A 21,243-nucleotide genomic window follows, 5' to 3' on the forward strand; every position below is an offset into this window, starting at 1 on the left:
TTTCTCTCAAATACTTAGAAGACCTTCAGAAGACGCAAATTGAGGCGGTTCGATTCCCGAAATCCGCTCCTCACCGAAATGTCGCGGCCGTAGGTGGCGAGCAATTGCACGGTCTTCGCCGGAAACCAGGCCATTCCGACATTGCCCTTCCAATTGCTCGCTTGATCCTGCTGCCTGATGCCATCGATCCTCGTCTCGCCACCCGTGACGAACGAGCCGCCGACGCGGAAATCGAGGTTCGGCTTGAGCTGATAACGGGCGAAAGCCTGGAACTGCCCGCTTGCGGATTGCGTCAGACGCGCGGAAGACGAGCCGAAGTCGTTATTCTTGCCATAGAAGGTCACGTCGCCGACGAGGTCGATCGAGATCTTGGGCGTGACCCCCTTAACGAAGCCGCCCTGGAGCACGAACTTCCAACGGTTCTCGCCCAGGTTCAGGGGGCGGGTGCGATCATATGATCCTGTCGGCACATAGACGAATGGCGTGATACCGAAATAGGTATTGCTCTTGGGCTTGTTCACCAGCCAAACGGTGGCTGCGAGGATAAGATCGCCGGCCGCGCCGCCGCTTTTACCCAAAGCGTGCGTATCGCCCTTCCCTTCCAGCTGACCGAGCGGAAGCAGAAACTGCGGGTCGACCGTCAGGCCGGCAATGTCCATATAGTGAACGCCGCGCAGAATGAATACGGTCGAGTCCAATCCGGGATCACCCGGCTGCCTTGGCATAGATGGCGTCGCGCTCGGCAAATTGCGCATAGACAATGGCCAGATTGGATCCCGGCGGCAGTGCGACATAGTCGCCGGCATCAACGTCGGTCGCCCATGCCGCCGTGCTGGCCATCGGCGTACACAACGCAACGCCTCCCCACAGGGCCGCCTTCAATGGCGTCGCGCTCGGCAAATTGCGCATAGACAATGGCCAGATTGGATCCCGGCGGCAGTGCGACATAGTCGCCGGCATCAACGTCGGTCGCCCATGCCGCCGTGCTGGCCATCGGCGTACACAACGCAACGCCTCCCCACAGGGCCGCCTTCAAAAGCGAACCTTTATTGAGATTACCCATTATCCTCTCCCTCCATTATATCATAGTTGGTAACCCCTAAGCACAAAGCGTGCCAAATCGGAGATTGTCCAATCTGCTGGAAAATGACCACGGTTGGGGGAACGCGTCTCAGCTAACTGTAACGAAATAGAACAGGTGTATTCGGACACCCGTATCGTCAGGTTTCACCTTGGCAGATGGATCAAACCGAGAGCTTCGGCATCCAGGCCGATCAAAACAGGATTGCTATCTCTCCTGTCATATTTGCGAGGAGCCATCCGCCGATATTCCGCCCGACAAGCAGCACGTCGGACGCGAGCCAAGGCAATTTCGGACTGGCGTGAGCAAATCTTGTTGTTCGGCCAGAGGCTTTCGCAATGGAGATCACGACCACCCACGCGTAGGCCGTTTCTCGACCCCTTGCCGCAGGTCGAGGAACGGACCTATGGATCAGCAAAATGCGCGGACCATTGCGCTCGTGATGGACCTGGACCCACGGACGTGATTATCGATACCTTTTCGTTCGGCATCATCAGCGAAGGCGACGTCGAGCGTTCCCATGGCCACGTTATGGCTTGTCCTACTCGTCGTATCTTCCGTGAGGGTGATGTTCACCGATGGAAATAGAGCTTTAAACTGACGCAGCACATCACCAAACAACCCGCCGGTGCGCGATGATGTAACTCCGATGCGGACTTGCCCCGCCTCCCCACTGTCGACAGCAACTGCGTAACGAGCGGCGAGATCTAATTGCTGGGCGCCGGCCATTGCCCGTTCCAAGAAGGCAGCGCCTGCCGTTGTGGGCGAAACACCAATTCGACTTCGCTTGAACAGGGGAACGCCTAATCGGTGCTCAAGATGCTGAATGCGTCGGCTGAGTGACGATTGGGACAATGCCAGCATCTCTCTCGCTCATCGAAACTGCCAGTTTCCGCCGCCGCGATCGCGCAGCGCAGATTTCGCAGATCCAAGATCATATTCGGCAAACATCACTCCCCCATGCCAATATCCGCTTCGGACGGCCGCGTTTTGTGCCGGAGTTTGGCGTTGCCAACACCGTCTCGGTAGTCCCGCGTCCTGAAAACTCCGTCGCCGATAGGGGAACACTGATGACAGCAGCTGCGCACGCTGAGGAAGCACCTAACTCCACCGATGGCGATTGATGTCGGCGGCAGCGCTCCTGATTATGCAACACAGATGCACGTTCGCCGATGCTACCGGATCGTGATCGGCAGTGCCACATGCAGATAAATTTGCGTTCCGGTCCCAGCAATTCCTACGCAACCGCCTCGGTCCGTCGCGCATCGAAAGGAACGACGATGAAAGCGGCTGTCTACGATCATAACGGTCCACCGGAAGTCCTTCGCTACACGGACGTGCCCGACCCCAAAATTCGTTCGCGGGATGTCCTGATCCAGGTCGAGGCGATATCCGTTGAGGGCGGAGACCTGATCAACCGTCGCAGTTCGCCGCCGGGGCACCCCGCATATGTCGTCGGCTATGCCGCAGCGGGCACGGTGGTGGCGATCGGTGACGCGGTCACGGACCGCAAGCCCGGCGACCGAGTTACCTCATGGGGCTTGGATGGATCCCACGCCCAACTCCGCGCAGTTCCGACAGATCAGACTTGGCTGCTGCCCGCAGGCGCAGGCGTAGCAGAAGCCGCGGCGATCCCGATCGGCTTCGGAACTGCCCATCATTGCCTGTTCGCGAGAGGGCGGCTCTCAAGCGGAAGCTCCGTCCTCATCCAAGGTGCAGCGGGGGGTGTCGGGGTCGCGGCAGTACAGCTCGCCCGCCAGGCCGGCGCGACCGTAATCGCCGTCGCTAGCGGTGAGGATCGCGTCCGCAGCGTCATCGAGCTCGGTGCATCGCGTGTAATCGACCATAACGTCGAATCGGTCGTGGACGTGGTCCGTGACCTCACCGGCGGCCGAGGCGTTGACCTCATCGTCGATCCGGTAGGTTCCACCTTGGCGACATCCCTCGCCGCGCTCCGCGACGAAGGAGTCTTGGTGTCCGTGGGCAATGCCGGCGGCGGGGCTCTGACAGTGGATTTTTGGCCAGCGGTGCAGCGAAATCAAACGGTCATCGGCGTATTCATGGGAACCGTCCTGTCACGTGCAGCGGTGCGCCAAACCATCGACATGATGCTCGCCGACGTTGCGAAAGGCAGTCTCACCGTGCCAATCGACAGAAGGTTTCCGCTCGCCGAGGCAGGGGCCGCCCATCGGTATGCCGAGGACAACAAGGTCCTCGGCCGTATCGTGCTGATCCCCTGACGCCGATTTCGCGCCCAACCGCTACCGAGCGCCCGCTGTCAGGCGATCGCGCCCGCGTCGGCGGTCAAGGTGGCGCCTGTAATTACACTCGCCGCGGGACTTGATAGAAACACGACCGCATTCGCGATTTCACTCGGCTTGGCGAAGCGGCCCAGAGACGTCAAACTCCGTTGGAAATCTGCCGCCGGGCCGTCTGCGGGGTTCGCGTCAGTATCCACAGATCCGGGCTGCACGAGGTTCACGGTGATGCCCTGCGGCCCGAGTTCACGTGACAACCCGCGAGTGAAGGACGTAAGCGCGGCCTTGGACATCGCATAGGCCGTTACGCCCGGAAATGGGACGCGTTCGCCGAGCCCCGACCCAATCGAGATTATGCGCCCCCCAGCGGAGAGATGCGGAATGGCGGCCTTCGCGAATAGCACTGGTGCTCGCACGTTGACGTCCATCAGCTTCTGATACTCGGCCACATCGAGGTCGGCGATCAGACCGGAATGGCCGATCGCCGCGCTATTGACGAGAATATCAAGACCACCGAGCGCCGAGACGGCCTCGCTCACGGCGCGCGTGATCGCATCCGGGTCTGCGCTATCGGCCTGTATCGTTCGCGTCTGCCGCCACAGATCAATCTGAGGCCGACACTAATTGAGATGGGGGCTGGCCTCAGAAACCTGACGACTGCGGTCCGCAGGCTCATCGGAGGTCAGCCCTTGTTGTTGCAGTGGCGATGAGTCATGAAAGTCATGCATCAGCGTGTAGGTCCGGTCCCTTGCGGGATCGGCACGGGCACACCGAATTTTCGACTAGTCGAGGCGAATTACATACCCCTATTAACGGCTCCACTCCCACCGTGTCTTGTTGCAACATATTGATTAGTATGCCGATTTTCGAGAACGCCGATAGGTCCACAACCACCGCTTGCTCGCGCTCCACGCCGGGCCTCGGCGGGGGAGGTGCAAACCCGCTTCCGATGCCGCCGCTGTTGGACGCACGGCCTGGCCGCTCATTCGCGCTACGGGTCCAGTCCGGAACGACTTCATTTTATCCAGGCCGGCCGAGTGACACGCTCGGGTATAATGGCAGCTATCTCGGACCGACGATCAGGGTGCGCCGTGGCGACGACGTGGCGGCTGTCGTGACCAACGGGCTCAACGCGGACACGACTGTGCATTGGCACGGGCTTCTGATCCCCGGAGAGCTGGATGGCGGCCCCCATCAGATCATCGCGCCGGGCGCGACCTGGCGGCCCACGCTCCCGATCCGGCAGCCCGCAGCGACCCTCCTTTATCACTCACACGTCCATGGGTTGACGGCCGAGCAAGTCTATTCGGGCCTGGCTGGGGCGTTGCTGGTAACCGACGACGAAGAGCAGGGCCTGGGGCTCCCGTCAGAATATGGCGTGGACGATCTGCCCCTGCTCATCCAGGATCGCCAGTTCGAAAATGGTCGCCTTGTCATGCCAGGCGGCATGATGGTCGCCATGCAGGGCCGGCGCGGCGACACGATCCTTGTGAACGGCGCGGTGAATCCGCTGGCGGCGGTGCCAAATCGGTTGGTTCGCCTGCGGCTCGTCAACGCATCGAACGCGCGGATTTATGAGCTGTCGTTTTCCGATCGGCGGAGCTTTCACTGGATCGGAACCGAAGGGGGGCTGCTCGAACACGCAGTGGCATTGGAAGCCATAACCTTGGCGCCGGGCCAACGTGCCGAGCTTCTCGTGGACTTCACGGACGGTAGGTCCGCCTCGCTGGTGACGGCGGCTGATACCAACAGCTCGATGATGGGCGGCATGGGTATGATGGGGCGTGGCGCCCGAAGGACCGATGCCGCGGCACCAGCGACCGTGCTGCGGTTTGAACCACGGCCGTTGGGACAGGCTCGTGCCAGCGGCGTCGTGCCGACCCTTCTGGCATCACGAACTGGGCCCGACGCCAGCAAGGCGGTGCGCCGTCGCCGTCTGAGCCTCAACATGGGCATGGGCGGCATGATGGGCTCAGGAAGCGGCGGTGGCGGCCTTACGATCAATGGCAAGCCATTCGACATGAATCGCATCGATGAGACGGTGAAGCTAGGCTCCACCGAAATATGGGAGGTGTCTGGCGAAATGATGCGCCACCCGATCCATATTCACGGCGTCCACTTTGATGTTCTCACCCGCGGTGGCGGGCAGCCCGATGTTCTCGACCAGGGGCCGCGCGACACGGTCCTCGTCAAGGAACCGGTGGAGCTTCTCATCCGATTTGATCAGCCGGCCAAGAGCGCTCCCTTCATGTATCACTGCCATATCCTTGAACATGAGGATAATGGAATGATGGGCCAGTTCAGTGTTGCGTAGGCGTAGGCTCCCACTTCTGGAGAGTTTATGCAGCGCCTACCGTCCAACAGGAGAGCAAGGTTGCCAAAAAGAGCTTTCGCCACATTTCTGCTCGCGGCAACGATGCTGACCGGCGGCACCTCGCTAGCTGCACAGGATAATCTGGTTTATCCCGTAATACCGGGATTTGGCGGGATCGTGGCCGTGCCCAGTGCTGCCGAGCGGCCCGATCCCAAGCTTCGCTACCGCGTCTTGTTCAATGTCACCAAGGCCGCAAGCTCTCCCGACAAAGTGAATCCCAGCCTTGAGAAGGTCGCGCGCTTCGTGAACCTGCTAGGCGCGGACAAGGTCCATCCGGCTGGTGACATCGCCGTCATCATTCATGGTCCCGCGACCCCGCTCGTCCTGCAGAACGCGCCATATGCGGCGCGTATGAAGGTAGCGGCCAACCCGAACGCTGCGCTGATTGCCGCTCTCCAGAAAGCCGGTGTTTCAATCCGCGTTTGCAGTCAGGCCATGGTCGGAAATGAGATCATGCCGAACCAAGTGGCTTCGGGCGTTGAGATCGATGATTCGGCGCTTACAACCTTGGCGAATCTACAAATCCGGGGTTACGCGCTCATCCCGGATTGAAAGGTGCGATACCCCCTCACCCGCAGCAGCCCGCCACGGTCCCGTTCGCCTTCGCCTCCTGAATCGGAGGACATGGGACATCGCCGAACGAGCAGAACACGCAGCAGTCGCCGGCCAGGGGCCGCAGCACCGCCGCGCAATGTCGGCAATCATAGAAGAACTGGCAGGCGTTGGTGGGCATCGTCTCGGTCGCGACACCGCCGCACTCGGGACAGGTCAGCGTGGAGGTGAGCTGCATCAGGAAAGCGCCTTTATAAGCGGCGCTTCAATGCGATCCCATATCAGCGCGGTCAGCGTCAGGGTCGTGCCGATCGTGAGCATGATCGGAGTTGCGCGGGACGGTAGGGTCACGGTGCAGGACCGATCCGCAGCGCAGGTCCTCCGACGCCGCACATACGCCCACCACCCGGCAGCCAGGCCGACGAGGGAAAGCGCCGTCAGGGCCCAGCGCAGAGGCATCAGCGCGGCGAAGGTGCTCGACAGGCCCGCCCCCACGCCCAGCGCCGCCAGCGCGAGCGGCAAGACGCAGCAGGATGCGGCGGCTAGGACCGCGCCGAAGCTCGCCAGCGCACCCAGGGCGGATAGCCCCGCGTCGGCGCGGCGTGGCGATGCGGAAGCGGCCAGGGTTTCGTGCGGCAAAATCCTTTTATTCATCAGTCGTCTCCGGCGGAATAACCCCCTAATGCCTCCTGTAGCGGCTACAGGAGCAAGCGAATTATGAGGGATGAGAAAGGCCTAGCTATCGGCGAGTTGTCGCGCCGAACCGGCGTGAACATCGAGACGATCCGCTATTTCGAGCGCGTCGGCATTGTGGCGACCCCACCCCGCACGAGCGGGGGCCGGCGAGTAGGCGTCACCTCAAGCTTTGTACGCTGAACAACGATTTTCCGGACATAATGTGAACATTGGTGTCAGGCAGCGGCGCGAAGGTACTGGTAGAGGGTTTCGCGGCTGATGCCCATGTCGCGCGCGATGGTCGCCTTGCGTTCACCGGCGGCAACGCGGCGGTGCAGATCGGCAATCATCTCATCCGAGAGCGACCGTTTCCGCCCCCGATAGGCGCCGCGCTGCCGAGCGATCGCAATGCCTTCGCGTTGCCGTTCGCGGATCAGGGCGCGCTCGAACTCAGCAAACGCACCCATGACCGAGAGCATCAGATTGGCCATCGGGGAGTCCTCCCCCGAGAAGGACAGGCTTTCCTTCTCAAACTCGATCCGGATACCTCGCTTGGTGAGGCCCTGGACCAGCTTGCGCAGGTCATCCAGATTGCGGGCCAACCGATCCATGCTGTGGACGACGACGGTATCGCCTTCGCGGGCGAAAGTGAGCAGAGCCTCAAGCTGGGGGCGGTTGACGTCCTTGCCCGATGCCTTGTCGGTGAAGGTCCGATCGAGCGACTGACCTTCCAATTGGCGATCCACATTCTGATCGAACGTGCTGACCCGGACATAGCCGATCCGTTGCCCCTTCACTGCGCACTCTCTCCATCAAAATGTCAGGTTGAAATCTATGATACGCAACGACATTCGTCAACAAATTCCGTTTAGTACCCTAATCTGACAGAAACCGCGGTAGCGCCCTGACGTCCGGTTAGGCTATACTCCAAGCTGACATCACAAAATCAAATCCCTCAAAGATGGCGTCAATTGCCTTGATGGGGTAAAAACTGGAGTGCTTCCAGGATGGGACATTCGGCAACGTCATCTCCAGTGCATCTGGCTAACGTGGTCGCCAGCGTCACCTCTATCTTCTGCAAATCTGCAATGCGGCGGCGGACATCTTCAAGGTGGAGTTCGGTTCTCGCCATAACCTCCGCGCAGGTTTGTGCACCGGTATCGGTGAGCGACAACAATGACCGTATCTCATCCATTGCATAGCCAAGGTCGCGCGCGCGCAGGATGAACTGCAACCTTTGCACCAGTTCCGGCGAATAGACGCGGTAGCCGTTGGAACTGCGAGGCGGCCCCGGCAGCAATCCCACCTTCTCGTAATAGCGGATGGTTTCGAGATTGCAGCCTGTTTTCCGGGCAAGCTGGGCACGCAAGATGCCGACCTGTTGCTCCATGAAAATACCTCTTGAGTCTGTAGTGGCTACAGAGCCTACACTGCGAATCACTCAGTTGGAACAAGGGATTCAAGCCATGGTCTCAACGCCGGAAGCGGGACAGCCAGCCCTCACCGAAAACCACGAGCCGAAGCAGGCAAACTGGGTTGCGGCGGGCGCATTGATCGGCGCGGGGCTCGCCTCGGCTTGCTGCGTCGTCCCGCTACTGTTGGTTATGCTCGGAATTTCCGGCGCGTGGATCGCCAACCTGACGGCGCTCGAACCTTACAAGCCCTATGTCGCAGGCGTAACGCTCGCGCTGCTCGGCTACGGCTTCTGGCATGTCTATTTCAAGCCGAAACCGCCCTGTGAAGACGGTTCCTACTGCGCTCGTCCACAATCGGCTTGGACCACCAAGGCGGTGCTGTGGCTGGGCCTTGCCGTCGCCATCCTGGCGCTCACCATCGACTGGTGGGCACCCTGGTTCTATTGAAAGGAAATACCCATGAAAAAGACAGTATGTATCGCTATGGCCGTGCTGGCTATGGCTGGCGGCGGGGTCGCCTATGCAGTTAGTGGCACGGCGCAAGATCGCCCCGCGGCTACCGCAACCGCTCAGAAGCAAACCACCTTTGCCATAGAGAACATGACCTGCGCCACCTGCCCGATCACCGTGAAGAAGGCGATGGAAGGCGTCGCCGGGGTAACGGCGGTCACGGTCGATTTCGCAGCCAAGACCGCGCGCGCAACCTATAACCCGCGCCGCACCAATGCTGCTGCGATTGCCGCTGCATCAACCAACGCGGGTTATCCGGCGCGCGCTATTCAAAACTGAGCGGGGCGCCGCCAGCGCCTCAAGAAAGCGATAAGCAATGAACGACTGTTGCAACCGCCCCGGGCAGGAAGGATTTGACGTGGCCGTCATCGGCGCGGGTTCTGCCGGGTTCTCCGCCGCGATCGCCGCTGCCGATCTGGGCGCGAAAGTGGCGCTCGTCGGTCACGGCACGATTGGCGGCACCTGTGTCAATGTTGGCTGCGTTCCTTCCAAGACGCTGATCCGCGCCGCCGAAGCGGTGCATGGTGGGCTTGCCGCCGCGCGCTTTCCCGGCCTTGGGGGCGCTGTCCAGATGGATGACTGGTCCGTATTGGCGGCGTCGAAGGACGATCTTGTCACGACGCTGCGCCAAAAAAAATATGTCGATCTGCTGCCCGCCTATGACGGTGTGAGCTATATCGAGGGCAAGGCACGCTTTGCCGATGGTGCGCTGATTGTCGGCGATGCGCCCATGAAGGTCGGCAAGGTCATATTGGCGATGGGTGCGCACGCCGCCGTGCCGCCGATTCCGGGGATGGACAGCGTGCCCTACCTAACCAGCACATCGGCGCTGGCGCTGGATCGCTTGCCCAAATCGCTGCTGGTGATCGGTGGCGGGGTGATCGGGGTAGAACTGGGACAGATGTTTTCGCGTCTGGGCGTTGATGTCACCATCTGCTGCCGAAGCCGCCTGCTCCCCGAAATGGACCCGGAAGTGAGTGCCGCGCTGAAAAACTATTTGGAAGCCGAGGGCGTGCGGGTTTGCGCAGGTGTCGGCTATCAGCGTATCGCCCAAACACAGAGCGGGGTCGAATTGACCTGCGAGGGGCATTGTGACACCGTCGCGGCGGAACAGGTGCTCATCGCCACCGGACGCCGACCCAATAGCGACGGGCTTGGGCTGGAGGAGCGCGGCATAGTGCTTGCCCGTAATGGTGGAATCGTCGTCGATGACCACCTCGAAACGTCGGTTCCAGGCATTTACGCGGCGGGCGATGTAACGGGACGGGACCAGTTCGTCTACATGGCCGCCTATGGCGCAAAACTGGCCGCGCGCAACGCGGTGACGGGCAACCAATACCGCTACGACAATTCCTCCATGCCATCCGTCGTCTTCACCGACCCGCAAGTCGCCAGCGCCGGCCTCACTGAAACGACAGCACGGGCGCAAGGCCTGGACATCAAGGTTTCGCTGCTCCCGCTCGATGCTGTGCCAAGGGCACTGGCAGCACGCGATACGCGGGGTCTCATCAAACTGATTGCCGACAAGGCGAACGACCGTTTGCTGGGCGGCCAGATCATGGCACCCGAAGGCGCGGATTCGATCCAGACACTGGTGCTGGCGATCAAACACGGCATGACCACCCTGGAATTGGGTGCAACGATATTTCCTTACCTGACCACTGTGGAAGGCCTCAAACTGGCGGCCCAAACGTTTGATAAGGATGTCGCCAAACTGTCTTGCTGCGCCGGGTGATTGCTCGGGGATCAACCGGCAACGAATGGCCTCCCTCCAGTGCAAGCCGCTTTGGTGTCAATTTTGTTATTCGCCTCAGCGGGAGAGCAAAATGGCACGACGCCGACTTCTGACCGGAGACGAGCGCCGGCGCCTGTTCGATCCTCCTGTCCAAGAAACCGCGATCATTGGGCATTATACCCTTTCTGCGGAAGATGTTGAATTGGTTGGGCGCCGCTATGGTCCAGCAAATCGCCTCGGTCTGGCTGCACAAATCGCTTTGATGCGACATCCCGGCTTTGGTCTGCAACCCGAGATCGGGCTTCCCGACGTCATTCTTCAGTACCTCGCGGCACAGTTATTCGTCGATCCTTCCTCCTTCTCTGCATATGGTCAGCGCGCGCAAACCCGTACCGATCATGCCGATCTCGTGGCGCGTTATCTTGGCATACGCCCGTTTCGACGCGGCGACCTGGCACTTGCCCTGAATCTTGCCGCGCAAGCCGCCGAGTATACAGACAGAGGTGAACCGATTGTTCGCGCCCTCATGGTTGGCCTGAAGGGTGAGCGGTTCATTCTTCCGTCAGGCGACACACTGGAACGCGCCGGTCTTGCTGGCCGGGCACGCGCACGCAAAGCTGCCGCAGCCGCAATCGTCGAAGGCCTCAGCTCTGCTGAACTGACACGGCTAGACGAACTCGTAATCAACAACCCGGATTTCGGCATGACACCGCTGGCGTGGTTGCGTAATTTCGAAGAAGCCCCGACTGCGGCCAATATCAATGGCTTGCTTGAGCGCCTGCGCTATGTTCGCGGCATAGGTATCCACCCGGTAGTTGGGGGCGCCATTCCGGAATTCCGCTTTGCCCAATTTGTCCGCGAGGGCGGCGTGGCACCGGCATTCCTGCTTTCGGATTACAGCGTCAATCGCAGGCGGGCGACGTTGACGGCCGCAGTGATCGACCTTGAGGCCAGACTTGCCGATGCCGCGATCCAAATGTTTGACCGACTTATCGGCGGCATGTTCACGCGCGCGCGGCGTGGGCGCGAGCGTCGCTACCAAGATAGTATTCAGTCGGTGGGGCAACTCATGCGGCTGTTTGGCGCCACGATTACAGCACTTGATGAGGCTGTCCAGAATGGCGGCGATCCGCTCGAATTGATTGACGAAGCGGTGGGCTGGCACCGGCTTGTTGCGGCAAAGGCCCAAGTAGATGCCCTTGCTGATCTTGCCGGCGAGGACGCACTGGTAACGGCAACCGAGCGTTACGCCACGCTACGGCGTTTCAGCCCGGCATTTCTGGACGCCTTCACCTTCAAGGCGTCTGGAACAGGGACGGCACTGATCAAAGCCATCGATGTCATTCGCGATGCGAACACACGAAAGTCGCGCGACCTTCCCGATGGCGTTCCACTGCCATTCCCCAATCGGCAGTGGAAGCGTCTCATCACCGAAAGCGGCCGTATCGACCGCCGACGTTATGAAATTGCGATCATGGCAACCTTGCGTGATCGTTTGCGCGCCGGTGATGTATGGATCGAGGGAACCCGCAACTATCAGCGCTTCGATGCCTATTTGCTGGGTCGGCGCGACGCCGCCAAAGTGGCGGATGTGCTTCCGTTCGATTCAAATGCTGCATCCTACCTCGCTGACCGGGCACGAAATCTTGACTGGCGGCTGCGCCGATTTGCCAAGCAGTTGAAAACAAACAAGCTTGAGGGAGTGTCGCTCGAACGAGACCGGCTCAAGCTTCAGCAAATGCCGCCTGTCACCCCACCGGAAGCTGAAGCCCTCGATCGCAAGCTCGATACCCTGCTTCCCCGCGTGCGCATCACCGAGCTGCTGCTTGAAGTCGCCGAACGCACTGGTTTTTTGAACGCATTCCGTGACCTGCGCTCAGGCAAGGAGCACGACAACCCCAGCACGGTACTCGCCGCAATTCTGGCTGATGGCACCAACCTCGGGCTGGAGCGGATGGCCAATGCCAGCGAAGGCGTCAGCTATGCCCAACTCGCATGGACCCACAACTGGTATCTTTCACCCGAGAACTATCAGGCCGCGCTGGCCATGATCATCTCAGCCCATCACGAATTACCCTTCGCGCGGCATTGGGGCGCTGGCACCAGTTCGTCGTCCGATGGCCAGTTCTTCCGGTCGGGGCGGAGCCGTTCAGGGGCGGCGGACGTCAATGCCAAATATGGCGCCGAACCTGGCGTGAAAATCTATTCTCACCTTTCCGATCACTTCGCATCATTCGGATCACGGATCATGTCCGCGACGGCAGGTGAAGCGCCTTACGTGCTCGACGGGCTTGTCCTGGGCGCCGGCAACCTTCCGTTGCATGAGCACTATACCGATACCGGCGGCGCCACCGATCATGTTTTCGCACTCTGCCACCTACTCGGGTTCCGCTTCGCGCCCCGGCTGCGCGATATTGGCGACCGCAAGCTGGGTTCGATCGCTGCGCCATCGACATACAAGGGCATCGAAAATCTGATGGGCCGCACCATCAAAACGGCAGCGATCGAGGCCGATTGGGATGACATCGTCAGGATTGTCGCCTCAATCAAGGATGGCACGGTGGCGCCGTCAGTAATCTTGCGAAAACTTGCCGCCTACAAACGCCAGAACAGGCTGGATTTTGCATTGGCTGAACTGGGCCGTATCGAGCGCACTTTGTTCACGCTCGATTGGCTTGAACAACCGGAACTGCGACGTGCCTGTCAGGCCGGTCTCAACAAAGGCGAGGCGAGGCACACGCTTGCCGCCGCCATCTATACCAACCGGCAGGGTCGGTTCACCGATCGCTCGCTGGAAAATCAGGAATTTCGCGCATCTGGGCTGAACCTGCTGATTGCGGCGATTTCCTACTGGAACACGGTCTATCTCGACCGGGCCGCCCAGCACCTCAACGCTGTCGGCACGACGTTCGATGCGGCACTGCTTGCGCACCTTTCTCCGATGGGCTGGGCGCACATCAGTCTGACCGGCGATTACCTCTGGGAGCAGGCCAGGCGACTTCCAGCAGGTGAATTCCACCCACTCAACGAGCCAATGGCGCGGTTGAAGCGTGTAGCGTAGCCCATGTTCCGCTTATGTCCGAGAAATCGTTGTCTGGCGAACAAACCTTGAGGTGACGCCCTTCTCATTTCCAAATCCTCCTAGGGAAGCGATCTGGGCATGAGATGCGCCGGGAAGAGCCGGCGCCCTCCATGTCCACCGGACCCGAACACGGCGCCCGGCAACTTTAATTAGTAAAGCGCCACGCGGTTTCAAGAAGGACTGTCGATAGGCATGGATGGCGCATCCCCTAGCGCACGAGATGCGCCCCTACCAAGTCGGGCTGACAGCGCCCGTGAACGGGATTTCAATGTCGGTTTCTCAACCGGGCAGTGCCCCAACCAACCGCAAGGCGAGACGCGCGACGATGACGATCACGGACCATATCGCACGACAACGCGCCCTGCCCGTCAACTGGGCCGCCCCGAAGCAGTCGCTGCGATCACGATCGAATGGGCGCTTGGCAGCGCCGACGACACCGAAACCGTGGTGAGGGCCACTCTCGACACATTGACGCCGGCAGCGCGCGAGACATTCGTGCTGAATAAAGTCAGCGGCCAAAGCTACGCCGAGATTGCGCGCAGCGTGGGCAGGTTTCCAGTGGGTTGTCCGCCGCAGGATGCTGGCGGCGATCCGGCGCATCGCGCAAGGCCCGCACAGCTTCGAAATATGGCTACGCATGCGTTGCCAGTAAAAGGCCGTGCCCGGCCACATTTCGCCTAGCTATCGGCTTCCACAGCCAGAATTTCGGGCTGCATCAGCAAAAGATGCGCGCTGATCTTCAATCCCGTGGCGATGCGCTCGATATTGTCGATCGAAACATTGCGCTCGCCGCGCTCAATCCCGCCGAAATAGGTGCGATCCATCTCGATATCATAGGCGAAGACCTGTTGGCTGACACCAAGGGCTTTCCGGTATCGGCGGATATTCGCTGCAACGGTAGCACGTAAACATCCAGGATCGGCGCGTTTCACCCTTCATGAATCGCCTGCAAGATGGTTATAAGGCGACGGGTTTTAAGTATCATTTTTCGGACCGCTGCTAAGTTGAAAGATTCGCCGAGTTTGGAAAACGCGCATGAACAGCCATTTGCCTGTCGGCCGATTGGCCGGGTATCTTGAAGCTCTTTCGCGAGAGAAAATCTGGCTCGCGATCGTCGCCGCCACCGGGGCCCTCGCAGCGCTCGACCACGCCGTGCCCACCGTCGGGTTCGCGCGCCTCTATATGCCGATCATCTGTGGATCCGCATGGGGCCTTGGCGCGCGCGAGGGCTATTCCGTCGCAGTGTTTGCAGCGATCCTGGCCGTCATGCCTGGCCTGCAGGTAGGGCCTCCGACAGGCCCGAGCATTTTTGGCCCTATCGCCGAAGGCCAGAGCTTCGCACAGGACATCCACGCCCGCCTGAGGACTGTTCTGGCAGGCCCGCCTTATCCGGTGACGTGCAGCATGGGGGCGGTGCTGATCCCTTCCGATGCCCCGCGCAACGCTGACGAATTGATGCACCTTGCCGGTCAGGCAACGTATCGCGCCAGGCAGACGGGTAAGAATGCCGTCGAGATCGCCAGGGCCGGCGATCCGCCAGCGCTCAGGCCGGTGTTGGCCACGGCCTGCCTCCGCAAGGGCAGGACATGAAAGATCTGGCTTCGCTTCGCCGGCGTGCCATCGCCCTCATGCGCGAAGCTATCGCGATGCTCGACGAGGCGAGAGAGCATCGCGCGGCGAACCATTTGCAGGCGGCGATCGATGCCGCTGAAAGGGTTTCCCCGATGAAGCCGGGTGACACGCTGCCGGACGACAGCATCGACACGCCAGAATCCACGTCGCAGCTTGCCGCCGATCCTGCGTTGGTACGCGCGATCGGCGGCGCGCTGGCGATGTTCGCCACGCTGATGGCGCGCCAGGGCGGCGCTCCGGTCGATGAAGTTGCCCGCCTCCTTGGTATCTACGCGGCCGCGACCAACGAGAGATCGGACGATGAGGGGCTGCTTATCGCGTGTTGGAGCGCTATCCTCCGCGACGTCGCGGAGGCACAGCGCGGGGAGACTTAGGACGCCAAGGGGGGTGTAGAGGAACCAGTCTGATGGAGAAACCGCAAGGTCCGGCGCTGGACTATAGTGTTGCTCTGGTTGTCGAGGATGAACCGCTCGTGCGCGTCTTCGCGACCAAAATTCTCAGGATGCGGGATACCGCGTGTTCGAGGCGTGCGACGCACAAGACGCGCTCACAATTCTTGAAGAGCGCCAAGACATTCGGATCGTCATGACCGATATTGAAATGCCCGGCGACATGGATGGCCTGGCGCTCGCCAGCACGATCCGGGAGCGCTGGCCCGAAACGGTCGTTCTCGTAAATTCAGGCCGCGTCCGACCTGAACCGGAAGCATTACCCGACCGTGCGGGCTTTATCGCCAAGCCCTATCGCGCCGCCGAGTTGCTACACCAGCTTGACGTGCTGATGGAGGAGCATGGCGTTCCGATTCTTTCGGATGGCGATATTCTTGAGGCATGGCACGCAGCCGAGCTAGCGCATGCGCAGGCGGATGCACTCGACAAGCCCGTCACGCTGGCGCACGCCATCGCGGCCGAACAAGCAGCGATCCAGCGCTTTGGCGTCGGATCTCATGCGGCCGCCTATGACGCGCGGTATCCCGATGCGCCGGAGCCGCGCCGATAGGTCAATTGGTCTCCCGGCGACAAACAGGTTGCCGCCGGGAGTGGTCAGCCGCACACGCTGGAGGGCCGCAGCGCGTCATAAGCGCAAACCTATCGCTATGCACCTTCCGAGAGAATGAAACTCGTCGGATTACGCATTGGGTGCGATAGACTGCCGTTTAAAAGAAGGGGGGTCGATGGGGTGCGGCGCCTATGTTCACTGTCGCACACGTCCGGCACGACGGTCTCGGGAAACGTCAAAGGGTGCGTCCGGTACGTCCTTGGGATAGCGAATGACTGGCCGCTCACAATTTTCTCGCATGTGTACTGTTTCCAATTTTTGTCCGGACCTGAGGATTGGTCAGCGACGTCAGATTCTCGGCCTAGAACGGCTCCTATGTCCCCAGCAGGTGCCCGAGCTTTGCGGCTCTGAAGTCGAGCCCGACAGACGCACTTTTGGGCCTCACGCCCCTTTTTGCAGGTAGCGCGTTCAGCCCCGTTGAGGGCGTGTACGTTTTCGGCCGCCGCGTTTTGGGGCGCCCCCCTTCCAGGAGACCAGACGGAGGTGCCCGAACTCCAGTGGTAAGAGCCGCCGTATCGGGGCGATGTCGAGCACCTGCGCCGTTGGAACTGCTGCGGCAATATTTCGGCCTTGACCTTGGACCATGGTCCTGCCCGTAAGAGGCCTCCCCAATAGCGGTGCCTTTGCGGCGCGGCACTCCAGATCGATCCGAGGAGTATGGGGAACAAGCGCGTCGTTCACATCGTCGATGACGAAGAGACAATCCGAAAGGCACTGCGATTCACGTTGCGTACCGCCGGCTTCGCCGTCGAGGCCTACGCTTCGGGGCCGGAGTTTCTGTCGGCCGCGGGTGACGCTAAGAAAGGCTGCGTGATCCTCGACATGCACATGCCGGACATGGACGGCCTTCAGGTCCAGGTGGAGCTGACGCGACGCGGGATTGATATGCCTGTCGTCATGCTCACCGGCAATGGCGATCCCACGCTCGCCGTGCAGGCAATGCAGGCGGGCGCTGCCGACTTTCTCGCCAAACCGGTCGAAAAGGCCGCATTGCTTGGCGCGATCGACCGCGCCTTCAGCTCGCTGGAGAATATAACCGGGCGTGCCGCAGAACAGGCCGACGCGCTGTCGAAAGCCGCGAGACTGACGCAGCGCGAACGGGCCGTTCTTAGAGGGATTGCGCGAGGCTATCCCAATAGCTTTATCGCAGATGAACTCGGTACCACGCCGCGCACGGTCGAGCTGGATCGAGCCAGCCTGATGGTCAAACTGGGAGCCCAAAGTTTGCCCGACTTGCTACGGATCGCGTTTGCTGTGGACCTGAACGGATCGCCTGAGGACGATCGCCATTAGGCTTCACCATCCTGCGACATCGGACGTTATGCGGATCGGCCCGTGGCGAGTTCGGCAATGATCGGACAATCCGGCCGCGCGTCGCCGTGGCAGCGTTCGGCGAGATCGACCAGCGTGTCGCGCAGCGCCGTCAGCGCTGCCGCCTTGCGCTCGAATTCCTCGGCACGGGCCAGCGCAAGCCGCTTCACCTCGCCACTCGCGCGACCCGTATCCGCCCAAAGGCCGAGCAAAGTGCGGATCTCCTCGATCGGAAACCCCAGATCGCGCGCATTGGCGATGAACCCCAGGCGATGAAGATCGCGCTCGTCATAGTCGCGATAGCCCGCACCCCGGCGCGGCGGCGCCGGGATGAGGCCTATCTTCTCATAATGGCGGATCATCCGCTCCGAGACGCCGCTCCGCCGAGACGTCTCGCCGATGTTCACAGCGCCTTCCGGTTGAGTCGCAGCGCGTTGGTGACCACGCTGACCGAGGAGAGCGCCATGGCGGCGGCCGCGATGATCGGCGAGAGCAGGATGCCGAACAGCGGATAGAGCGCGCCCGCCGCCACCGGCACGCCCGCGACATTGTAGATGAAGGCGAAGACGAGGTTCTGGCGGATGTTCGACATGGTCGCCTGGCTGAGCTTACGCGCCCGGACGATGCCGGTGAGGTCGCCCTTGAGCAGGGTCACGCCCGCGCTCTCGATGGCGACGTCGGTGCCCGAGCCCATGGCGATGCCGACATCGGCGGCGGCCAGCGCGGGGGCGTCGTTGACACCGTCGCCGGCCATGGCGACCACCCGCCCCTCGCGCTTGAACTTGGCGACCACGGCGCTTTTCTGATCGGGCAGCACCTCGGCTTCGACCTCGTCGATGCCCAGGCGCCGGGCGACCGCTTCCGCTGTCGTGCGGTTGTCGCCGGTCAGCATGACCACGCGAATACCCTCCGCCTTGAGCGCGGCGAGCGCTTCTGGCGTCGTGGCCTTCACCGGATCGGCGATGGCGAAGGCACCGCCGACGGTGCCGTCGATTCCGATGAAGATTGCGGTGGCGCCATCGCGTCGCAGTGCGTCGGCCTGGCCGGCGAGCGCCTCGGTGGCGACGCCCTCGTCGGCGAGGAACCGCGCATTGCCGAGGACGATGCGCCGCCCTTCGACCGTACCGAGCGCGCCGCGCCCGGTCGGCGAGTCGAAGTCGGTGACGTCGCTCGTGGCGATGGCGCGATCCTTCGCAGCCTCGACGATCGCCAGCGCGAGCGGATGTTCGGAAGCCCGTTCGACCGAGGCGGCAAGCCGCAGCAACTCGGCTTCGTCGAAGCCGGGCGCCGGCACGACCTGGGTGACGGCAGGGCGGCCTTCGGTCAGCGTGCCTGTCTTGTCGACGACGAGCGTGTCGACCTTCTCCATATGCTCGAGCGCTTCGGCATTCTTGATAAGGACGCCGAGTCCGGCGCCGCGGCCGACGCCCACCATGATCGACATCGGCGTGGCGAGACCCAGTGCACAGGGACAGGCGATGATCAGCACGGCGACCGCCGCCACCAGCCCATAGGCGAAGCGCGGCTCGGGGCCCCAGATACCCCAGGCGATAAACGCGACCACCGCAACCGCGATGACCACGGGCACGAACCAGCCCGACACCTGATCGGCCATGCGCTGGATCGGCGCGCGCGAGCGCTGCGCCTCGGCGACCATCTGGACAATCCGCGCAAGCATGGTGTCGCGTCCGACCTTGTCGGCGACGATCACCAGCGCACCGGTCTGGTTGAGCGTGCCGCCGATCACCGTGTCGGCCTTGGCCTTGGTGACGGGCATGGATTCACCGGTGACCATCGACTCGTCGAGCGAGGAGCGGCCGTCCTCGACTACGCCGTCGACCGGCACCTTCTCGCCCGGCCGCACGCGCAGGCGGTCGCCGACCGCGACCAGATCGAGACTGATCTCCTCTTCGCTCCCGTCGGCGGCGATCCGGCGCGCGGTCTTGGGCGCGAGGTTGAGCAGCGCCTTGATCGCGCCCGAGGTCCGCTCACGCGCGCGCAGTTCGAGCACCTGGCCGAGCAGCACGAGAACGGTGATCACCGCGGCGGCCTCGAAATAGACGGCAACCATGCCGTCCTCGCCGCGGAAGGCAGGCGGGAACAGCTGAGGCGCGAGCGTCGCGACGACGCTGTAGATCCAGGCGACCCCCGTCCCCATCGCGATCAGGGTGAACATGTTGAGGTTGCGGGTCTTGAGCGAGGCCCAGCCACGCTCGAAGAACGGCCAGCCCGCCCAGAGCACGACAGGCGTCGCCAGCACGAACTGGATCCATACCGAGGTCGACATCGGCACGAGGCGATGGATCACAGGAAACAGGTGCGCCCCCATCTCGAGGATCAGCACCGGCAGGGCCAGCACCAGGCCAACCCAGAAACGCCGCGTGAAATCGACCAGCTCGTGGCTGGGACCGCTGTCGGCGGTCACGGTCGCGGGTTCGAGCGCCATGCCGCAGATCGGACAGGACCCGGGATGGTCCTGCCGGATCTCGGGATGCATAGGGCAGGTCCAGATCGTGCCCACGGGCGCTGCGAACGGCGGTGCCGGCGGGCCGAGATAGCGCTCGGGATCGGCGATGAACTTTGCCCGGCAGCCCGCGCTGCAGAAATGATAGCGTTCACCGCCATGATCGGCATGGTGCGCGGTGGTCGCCGGATCGACGGTCATGCCACAGACCGGGTCCTTGATGCCGGTCGCCGCTTTCGCGCCGCCGTGGCCGCCGCAGCAACCGCCGCCATGCGCCGCTCCATGTGTCTCGTTCATCGCCTTGCTCCTTTCGACGCCTGACGATCTAGGGTCTGACACCGTGTCAGGGTCAATACGTAATCGCCTAAGCGGCCAAATCGGCGTACCCGGTCGCTCGGCCGGGATCAGCCAAGGTCGTTCGCAACCGTAAGGCCCTGGGCCTGCGCCGGTCGATGCGCGGTAAGCAATTCGATCGCGCCGGTGATGGTCAAGAGCCGAAACGTCTCGGCCACATGCCTGAAGCCGGCCGCCGCGATCAGGCCGGGGAGCACGCCGTCGGCGTTGGGTCGGGTATCATCGATGCCATCGAGTCGCTGCACGGTCAGGCGAAAGGCGAGCCGCATGAGACCGTGCTGGCGGCCATAATCTGCGATCACCAGGCGGCCACCCGGGCGCAGCATGGCGAACATGGCGCGCAGGGTTGCCGCCTTCTCCCTGACCGGCATCTGATGCAGCACGAGACTCGATACGACAGCGTCGGCGGTGCCCGGGGCCACGTCCCTGGCAAATCCCTGACGCCAGTCGATATCGGCCTGCCGCGCAGCGGCCTTGTGCCGCGCGATGTCGAGCGCCTCGGCATCGGGATCGAGACCGATCACCTGCGTCCTGGGCTCGGCTTGCTTGAGCATCAGCGCGAAGCTGCCGGTGCCACAGCCGACGTCGACGACCGTCTCACCGGCTTTGGGCGCCAGGGCGGCGAGCATGGCGGCACGCCACCGCTTCTCCCGCGTCCACAGGCGGATCGCGCGATCATAGTCTTTCGTCGATCCGGTCCCGAGCGGCGGGGTGTAGGATTGCATTGGCTTCTCCCAACGC

The 21,243-nt window shown here is 62.1% G+C and carries 26 protein-coding genes and 1 pseudogene; 13 read left to right on the forward strand and 14 right to left on the reverse strand.

The annotated features are described in order from the left end of the window. Positions 1–14: 14 nt before the first annotated feature. The 5 genes and pseudogenes from ACNHGR_RS00150 to ACNHGR_RS00170 all read right to left on the reverse strand — a co-directional run. Entirely contained in the window at positions 15–659 is a 645-nt protein-coding gene (locus ACNHGR_RS00150; protein ID WP_234780563.1) for a transporter, read from the reverse strand. Between the two features lie 46 nt (positions 660–705). Further along, on the reverse strand, positions 706–840 hold the full coding sequence (locus ACNHGR_RS00155; protein WP_475283821.1) for a hypothetical protein: 135 nt from the start codon (positions 838–840) through the stop codon (positions 706–708). Beyond that, positions 806–1,063 carry a hypothetical protein gene (locus tag ACNHGR_RS00160; protein ID WP_139797613.1) on the reverse strand — a complete coding sequence of 86 codons (258 nt, stop codon included), beginning with the start codon at positions 1,061–1,063 and terminating at the stop codon, positions 806–808. Before ACNHGR_RS00160 ends, ACNHGR_RS00155 begins: the two co-directional genes overlap by 35 nt. Before the next feature lie 429 nt (positions 1,064–1,492). After that, positions 1,493–1,810: a LysR family transcriptional regulator substrate-binding protein gene (locus ACNHGR_RS00165; RefSeq protein WP_048939645.1), complete on the reverse strand. Its 318-nt coding sequence runs from the start codon at positions 1,808–1,810 to the stop codon at positions 1,493–1,495. Between the two features lie 75 nt (positions 1,811–1,885). After that, positions 1,886–1,945, reverse strand: a pseudogene (locus ACNHGR_RS00170) (hypothetical protein); the annotation flags it as partial. Between ACNHGR_RS00170 and ACNHGR_RS00175 the strand changes: the two are divergent. Then, on the forward strand, positions 1,936–2,205 hold the full coding sequence (locus ACNHGR_RS00175; RefSeq protein WP_125723807.1) for a hypothetical protein: 270 nt from the start codon (positions 1,936–1,938) through the stop codon (positions 2,203–2,205). The pseudogene ACNHGR_RS00170 and the gene ACNHGR_RS00175 overlap by 10 nt on opposite strands. Positions 2,206–2,361: 156 nt before the next feature. Beyond that, positions 2,362–3,321, forward strand: a complete 960-nt coding sequence (locus ACNHGR_RS00180; protein ID WP_030540911.1) for a quinone oxidoreductase family protein — start codon at positions 2,362–2,364, stop codon at positions 3,319–3,321. A 38-nt stretch (positions 3,322–3,359) separates the two neighbouring features. Here ACNHGR_RS00180 and ACNHGR_RS00185 read toward each other — a convergent pair whose 3' ends face one another. Further along, the gene (locus ACNHGR_RS00185; protein ID WP_082734528.1) at positions 3,360–3,947 is read right to left on the reverse strand and encodes an SDR family NAD(P)-dependent oxidoreductase; all 588 of its coding nucleotides are present in this window, start codon (positions 3,945–3,947) and stop codon (positions 3,360–3,362) included. A gap of 248 nt (positions 3,948–4,195) precedes the next feature. Here ACNHGR_RS00185 and ACNHGR_RS00190 point away from each other — a divergent pair, with 248 nt between their 5' ends. Further along, positions 4,196–5,653, forward strand: coding sequence for a multicopper oxidase family protein (locus ACNHGR_RS00190; protein ID WP_037555777.1), 1,458 nt, complete (start codon positions 4,196–4,198; stop codon positions 5,651–5,653). Positions 5,654–5,680: 27 nt separating this feature from the next. After that, positions 5,681–6,265, forward strand: coding sequence for a DsrE family protein (locus tag ACNHGR_RS00195; RefSeq protein WP_004213260.1), 585 nt, complete (start codon positions 5,681–5,683; stop codon positions 6,263–6,265). A 16-nt stretch (positions 6,266–6,281) separates the two neighbouring features. On the opposite strand, the gene ACNHGR_RS00200 is transcribed toward ACNHGR_RS00195, so the two are convergent. Together ACNHGR_RS00200 and ACNHGR_RS00205 are read right to left on the reverse strand one after the other, a co-directional pair. Further along, positions 6,282–6,503: a GDCCVxC domain-containing (seleno)protein gene (locus tag ACNHGR_RS00200; RefSeq protein ID WP_004213258.1), complete on the reverse strand. Its 222-nt coding sequence runs from the start codon at positions 6,501–6,503 to the stop codon at positions 6,282–6,284. Continuing rightward, positions 6,503–6,919, reverse strand: a complete 417-nt coding sequence (locus ACNHGR_RS00205; protein WP_004213257.1) for a mercuric transporter MerT family protein — start codon at positions 6,917–6,919, stop codon at positions 6,503–6,505. Before ACNHGR_RS00205 ends, ACNHGR_RS00200 begins: the two co-directional genes overlap by 1 nt. Positions 6,920–6,982: 63 nt before the next feature. Between ACNHGR_RS00205 and ACNHGR_RS00210 the strand changes: the two genes are divergently transcribed. Next, positions 6,983–7,141: a MerR family DNA-binding transcriptional regulator gene (locus ACNHGR_RS00210; RefSeq protein WP_004213256.1), complete on the forward strand. Its 159-nt coding sequence runs from the start codon at positions 6,983–6,985 to the stop codon at positions 7,139–7,141. Between the two features lie 35 nt (positions 7,142–7,176). On the opposite strand, the gene ACNHGR_RS00215 is transcribed toward ACNHGR_RS00210, so the two are convergent. Beyond that, a complete protein-coding gene (locus ACNHGR_RS00215; protein WP_004213255.1) occupies positions 7,177–7,737 on the reverse strand; it encodes a recombinase family protein in 561 nt (186 codons plus the stop codon). 170 nt (positions 7,738–7,907) lie between these two features. After that, on the reverse strand, positions 7,908–8,330 hold the full coding sequence (locus ACNHGR_RS00220; protein ID WP_014072603.1) for a MerR family transcriptional regulator: 423 nt from the start codon (positions 8,328–8,330) through the stop codon (positions 7,908–7,910). 76 nt (positions 8,331–8,406) lie between these two features. On the opposite strand from ACNHGR_RS00220, the gene ACNHGR_RS00225 reads away from it, so the two are divergent. The 4 genes from ACNHGR_RS00225 to ACNHGR_RS00240 all read left to right on the forward strand — a co-directional run bounded on the left by ACNHGR_RS00225 (position 8,407) and on the right by ACNHGR_RS00240 (position 13,661). Continuing rightward, the gene (locus ACNHGR_RS00225) at positions 8,407–8,802 is read left to right on the forward strand and encodes a mercuric transporter MerT family protein (protein WP_014072602.1); all 396 of its coding nucleotides are present in this window, start codon (positions 8,407–8,409) and stop codon (positions 8,800–8,802) included. 12 nt (positions 8,803–8,814) lie between these two features. Then, positions 8,815–9,144, forward strand: a complete 330-nt coding sequence (locus tag ACNHGR_RS00230; protein ID WP_004213249.1) for a heavy-metal-associated domain-containing protein — start codon at positions 8,815–8,817, stop codon at positions 9,142–9,144. A gap of 79 nt (positions 9,145–9,223) precedes the next feature. Further along, positions 9,224–10,600 (forward strand): mercury(II) reductase, encoded by a 1,377-nt coding sequence (gene merA, locus ACNHGR_RS00235; RefSeq protein WP_021222959.1) that lies wholly within the window; start codon positions 9,224–9,226, stop codon positions 10,598–10,600. Between the two features lie 91 nt (positions 10,601–10,691). Next, complete coding sequence (locus tag ACNHGR_RS00240; RefSeq protein ID WP_014072601.1) at positions 10,692–13,661, forward strand: Tn3 family transposase; 2,970 nt, start codon at positions 10,692–10,694, stop codon at positions 13,659–13,661. Positions 13,662–14,359: 698 nt separating this feature from the next. On the opposite strand, the gene ACNHGR_RS00245 is transcribed toward ACNHGR_RS00240, so the two are convergent. After that, positions 14,360–14,614 (reverse strand): helix-turn-helix domain-containing protein, encoded by a 255-nt coding sequence (locus ACNHGR_RS00245; RefSeq protein ID WP_037474038.1) that lies wholly within the window; start codon positions 14,612–14,614, stop codon positions 14,360–14,362. A 103-nt stretch (positions 14,615–14,717) separates the two neighbouring features. Here ACNHGR_RS00245 and ACNHGR_RS00250 point away from each other — a divergent pair, with 103 nt between their 5' ends. The 4 genes from ACNHGR_RS00250 to ACNHGR_RS00265 all read left to right on the forward strand — a co-directional run bounded on the left by ACNHGR_RS00250 (position 14,718) and on the right by ACNHGR_RS00265 (position 17,666). Next, on the forward strand, positions 14,718–15,272 hold the full coding sequence (locus ACNHGR_RS00250; protein ID WP_037474040.1) for a diguanylate cyclase domain-containing protein: 555 nt from the start codon (positions 14,718–14,720) through the stop codon (positions 15,270–15,272). Beyond that, positions 15,269–15,688 (forward strand): hypothetical protein, encoded by a 420-nt coding sequence (locus tag ACNHGR_RS00255; RefSeq protein WP_037474043.1) that lies wholly within the window; start codon positions 15,269–15,271, stop codon positions 15,686–15,688. Before ACNHGR_RS00250 ends, ACNHGR_RS00255 begins: the two co-directional genes overlap by 4 nt. 142 nt (positions 15,689–15,830) lie before the next feature. Continuing rightward, on the forward strand, positions 15,831–16,313 hold the full coding sequence (locus tag ACNHGR_RS00260) for a response regulator (RefSeq protein ID WP_076605464.1): 483 nt from the start codon (positions 15,831–15,833) through the stop codon (positions 16,311–16,313). Positions 16,314–17,030: 717 nt separating this feature from the next. Then, the gene (locus ACNHGR_RS00265; RefSeq protein WP_021235673.1) at positions 17,031–17,666 is read left to right on the forward strand and encodes a response regulator transcription factor; all 636 of its coding nucleotides are present in this window, start codon (positions 17,031–17,033) and stop codon (positions 17,664–17,666) included. Positions 17,667–17,692: 26 nt separating this feature from the next. On the opposite strand, the gene cueR is transcribed toward ACNHGR_RS00265, so the two are convergent. The 3 genes from cueR to ACNHGR_RS00280 form a co-directional block, all read right to left on the reverse strand. Further along, positions 17,693–18,091 carry a Cu(I)-responsive transcriptional regulator gene (gene cueR, locus ACNHGR_RS00270; RefSeq protein ID WP_475283822.1) on the reverse strand — a complete coding sequence of 133 codons (399 nt, stop codon included), beginning with the start codon at positions 18,089–18,091 and terminating at the stop codon, positions 17,693–17,695. Continuing rightward, positions 18,088–20,445, reverse strand: coding sequence for a heavy metal translocating P-type ATPase (locus tag ACNHGR_RS00275; protein ID WP_020820525.1), 2,358 nt, complete (start codon positions 20,443–20,445; stop codon positions 18,088–18,090). The genes cueR and ACNHGR_RS00275 overlap by 4 nt, the downstream gene beginning before the upstream one ends. A gap of 107 nt (positions 20,446–20,552) precedes the next feature. Beyond that, a complete protein-coding gene (locus ACNHGR_RS00280) occupies positions 20,553–21,227 on the reverse strand; it encodes a class I SAM-dependent methyltransferase (protein WP_020820524.1) in 675 nt (224 codons plus the stop codon). Positions 21,228–21,243: the final 16 nt, after the last annotated feature.

The organism is Sphingobium sp. RS1, assembly GCF_056156825.1.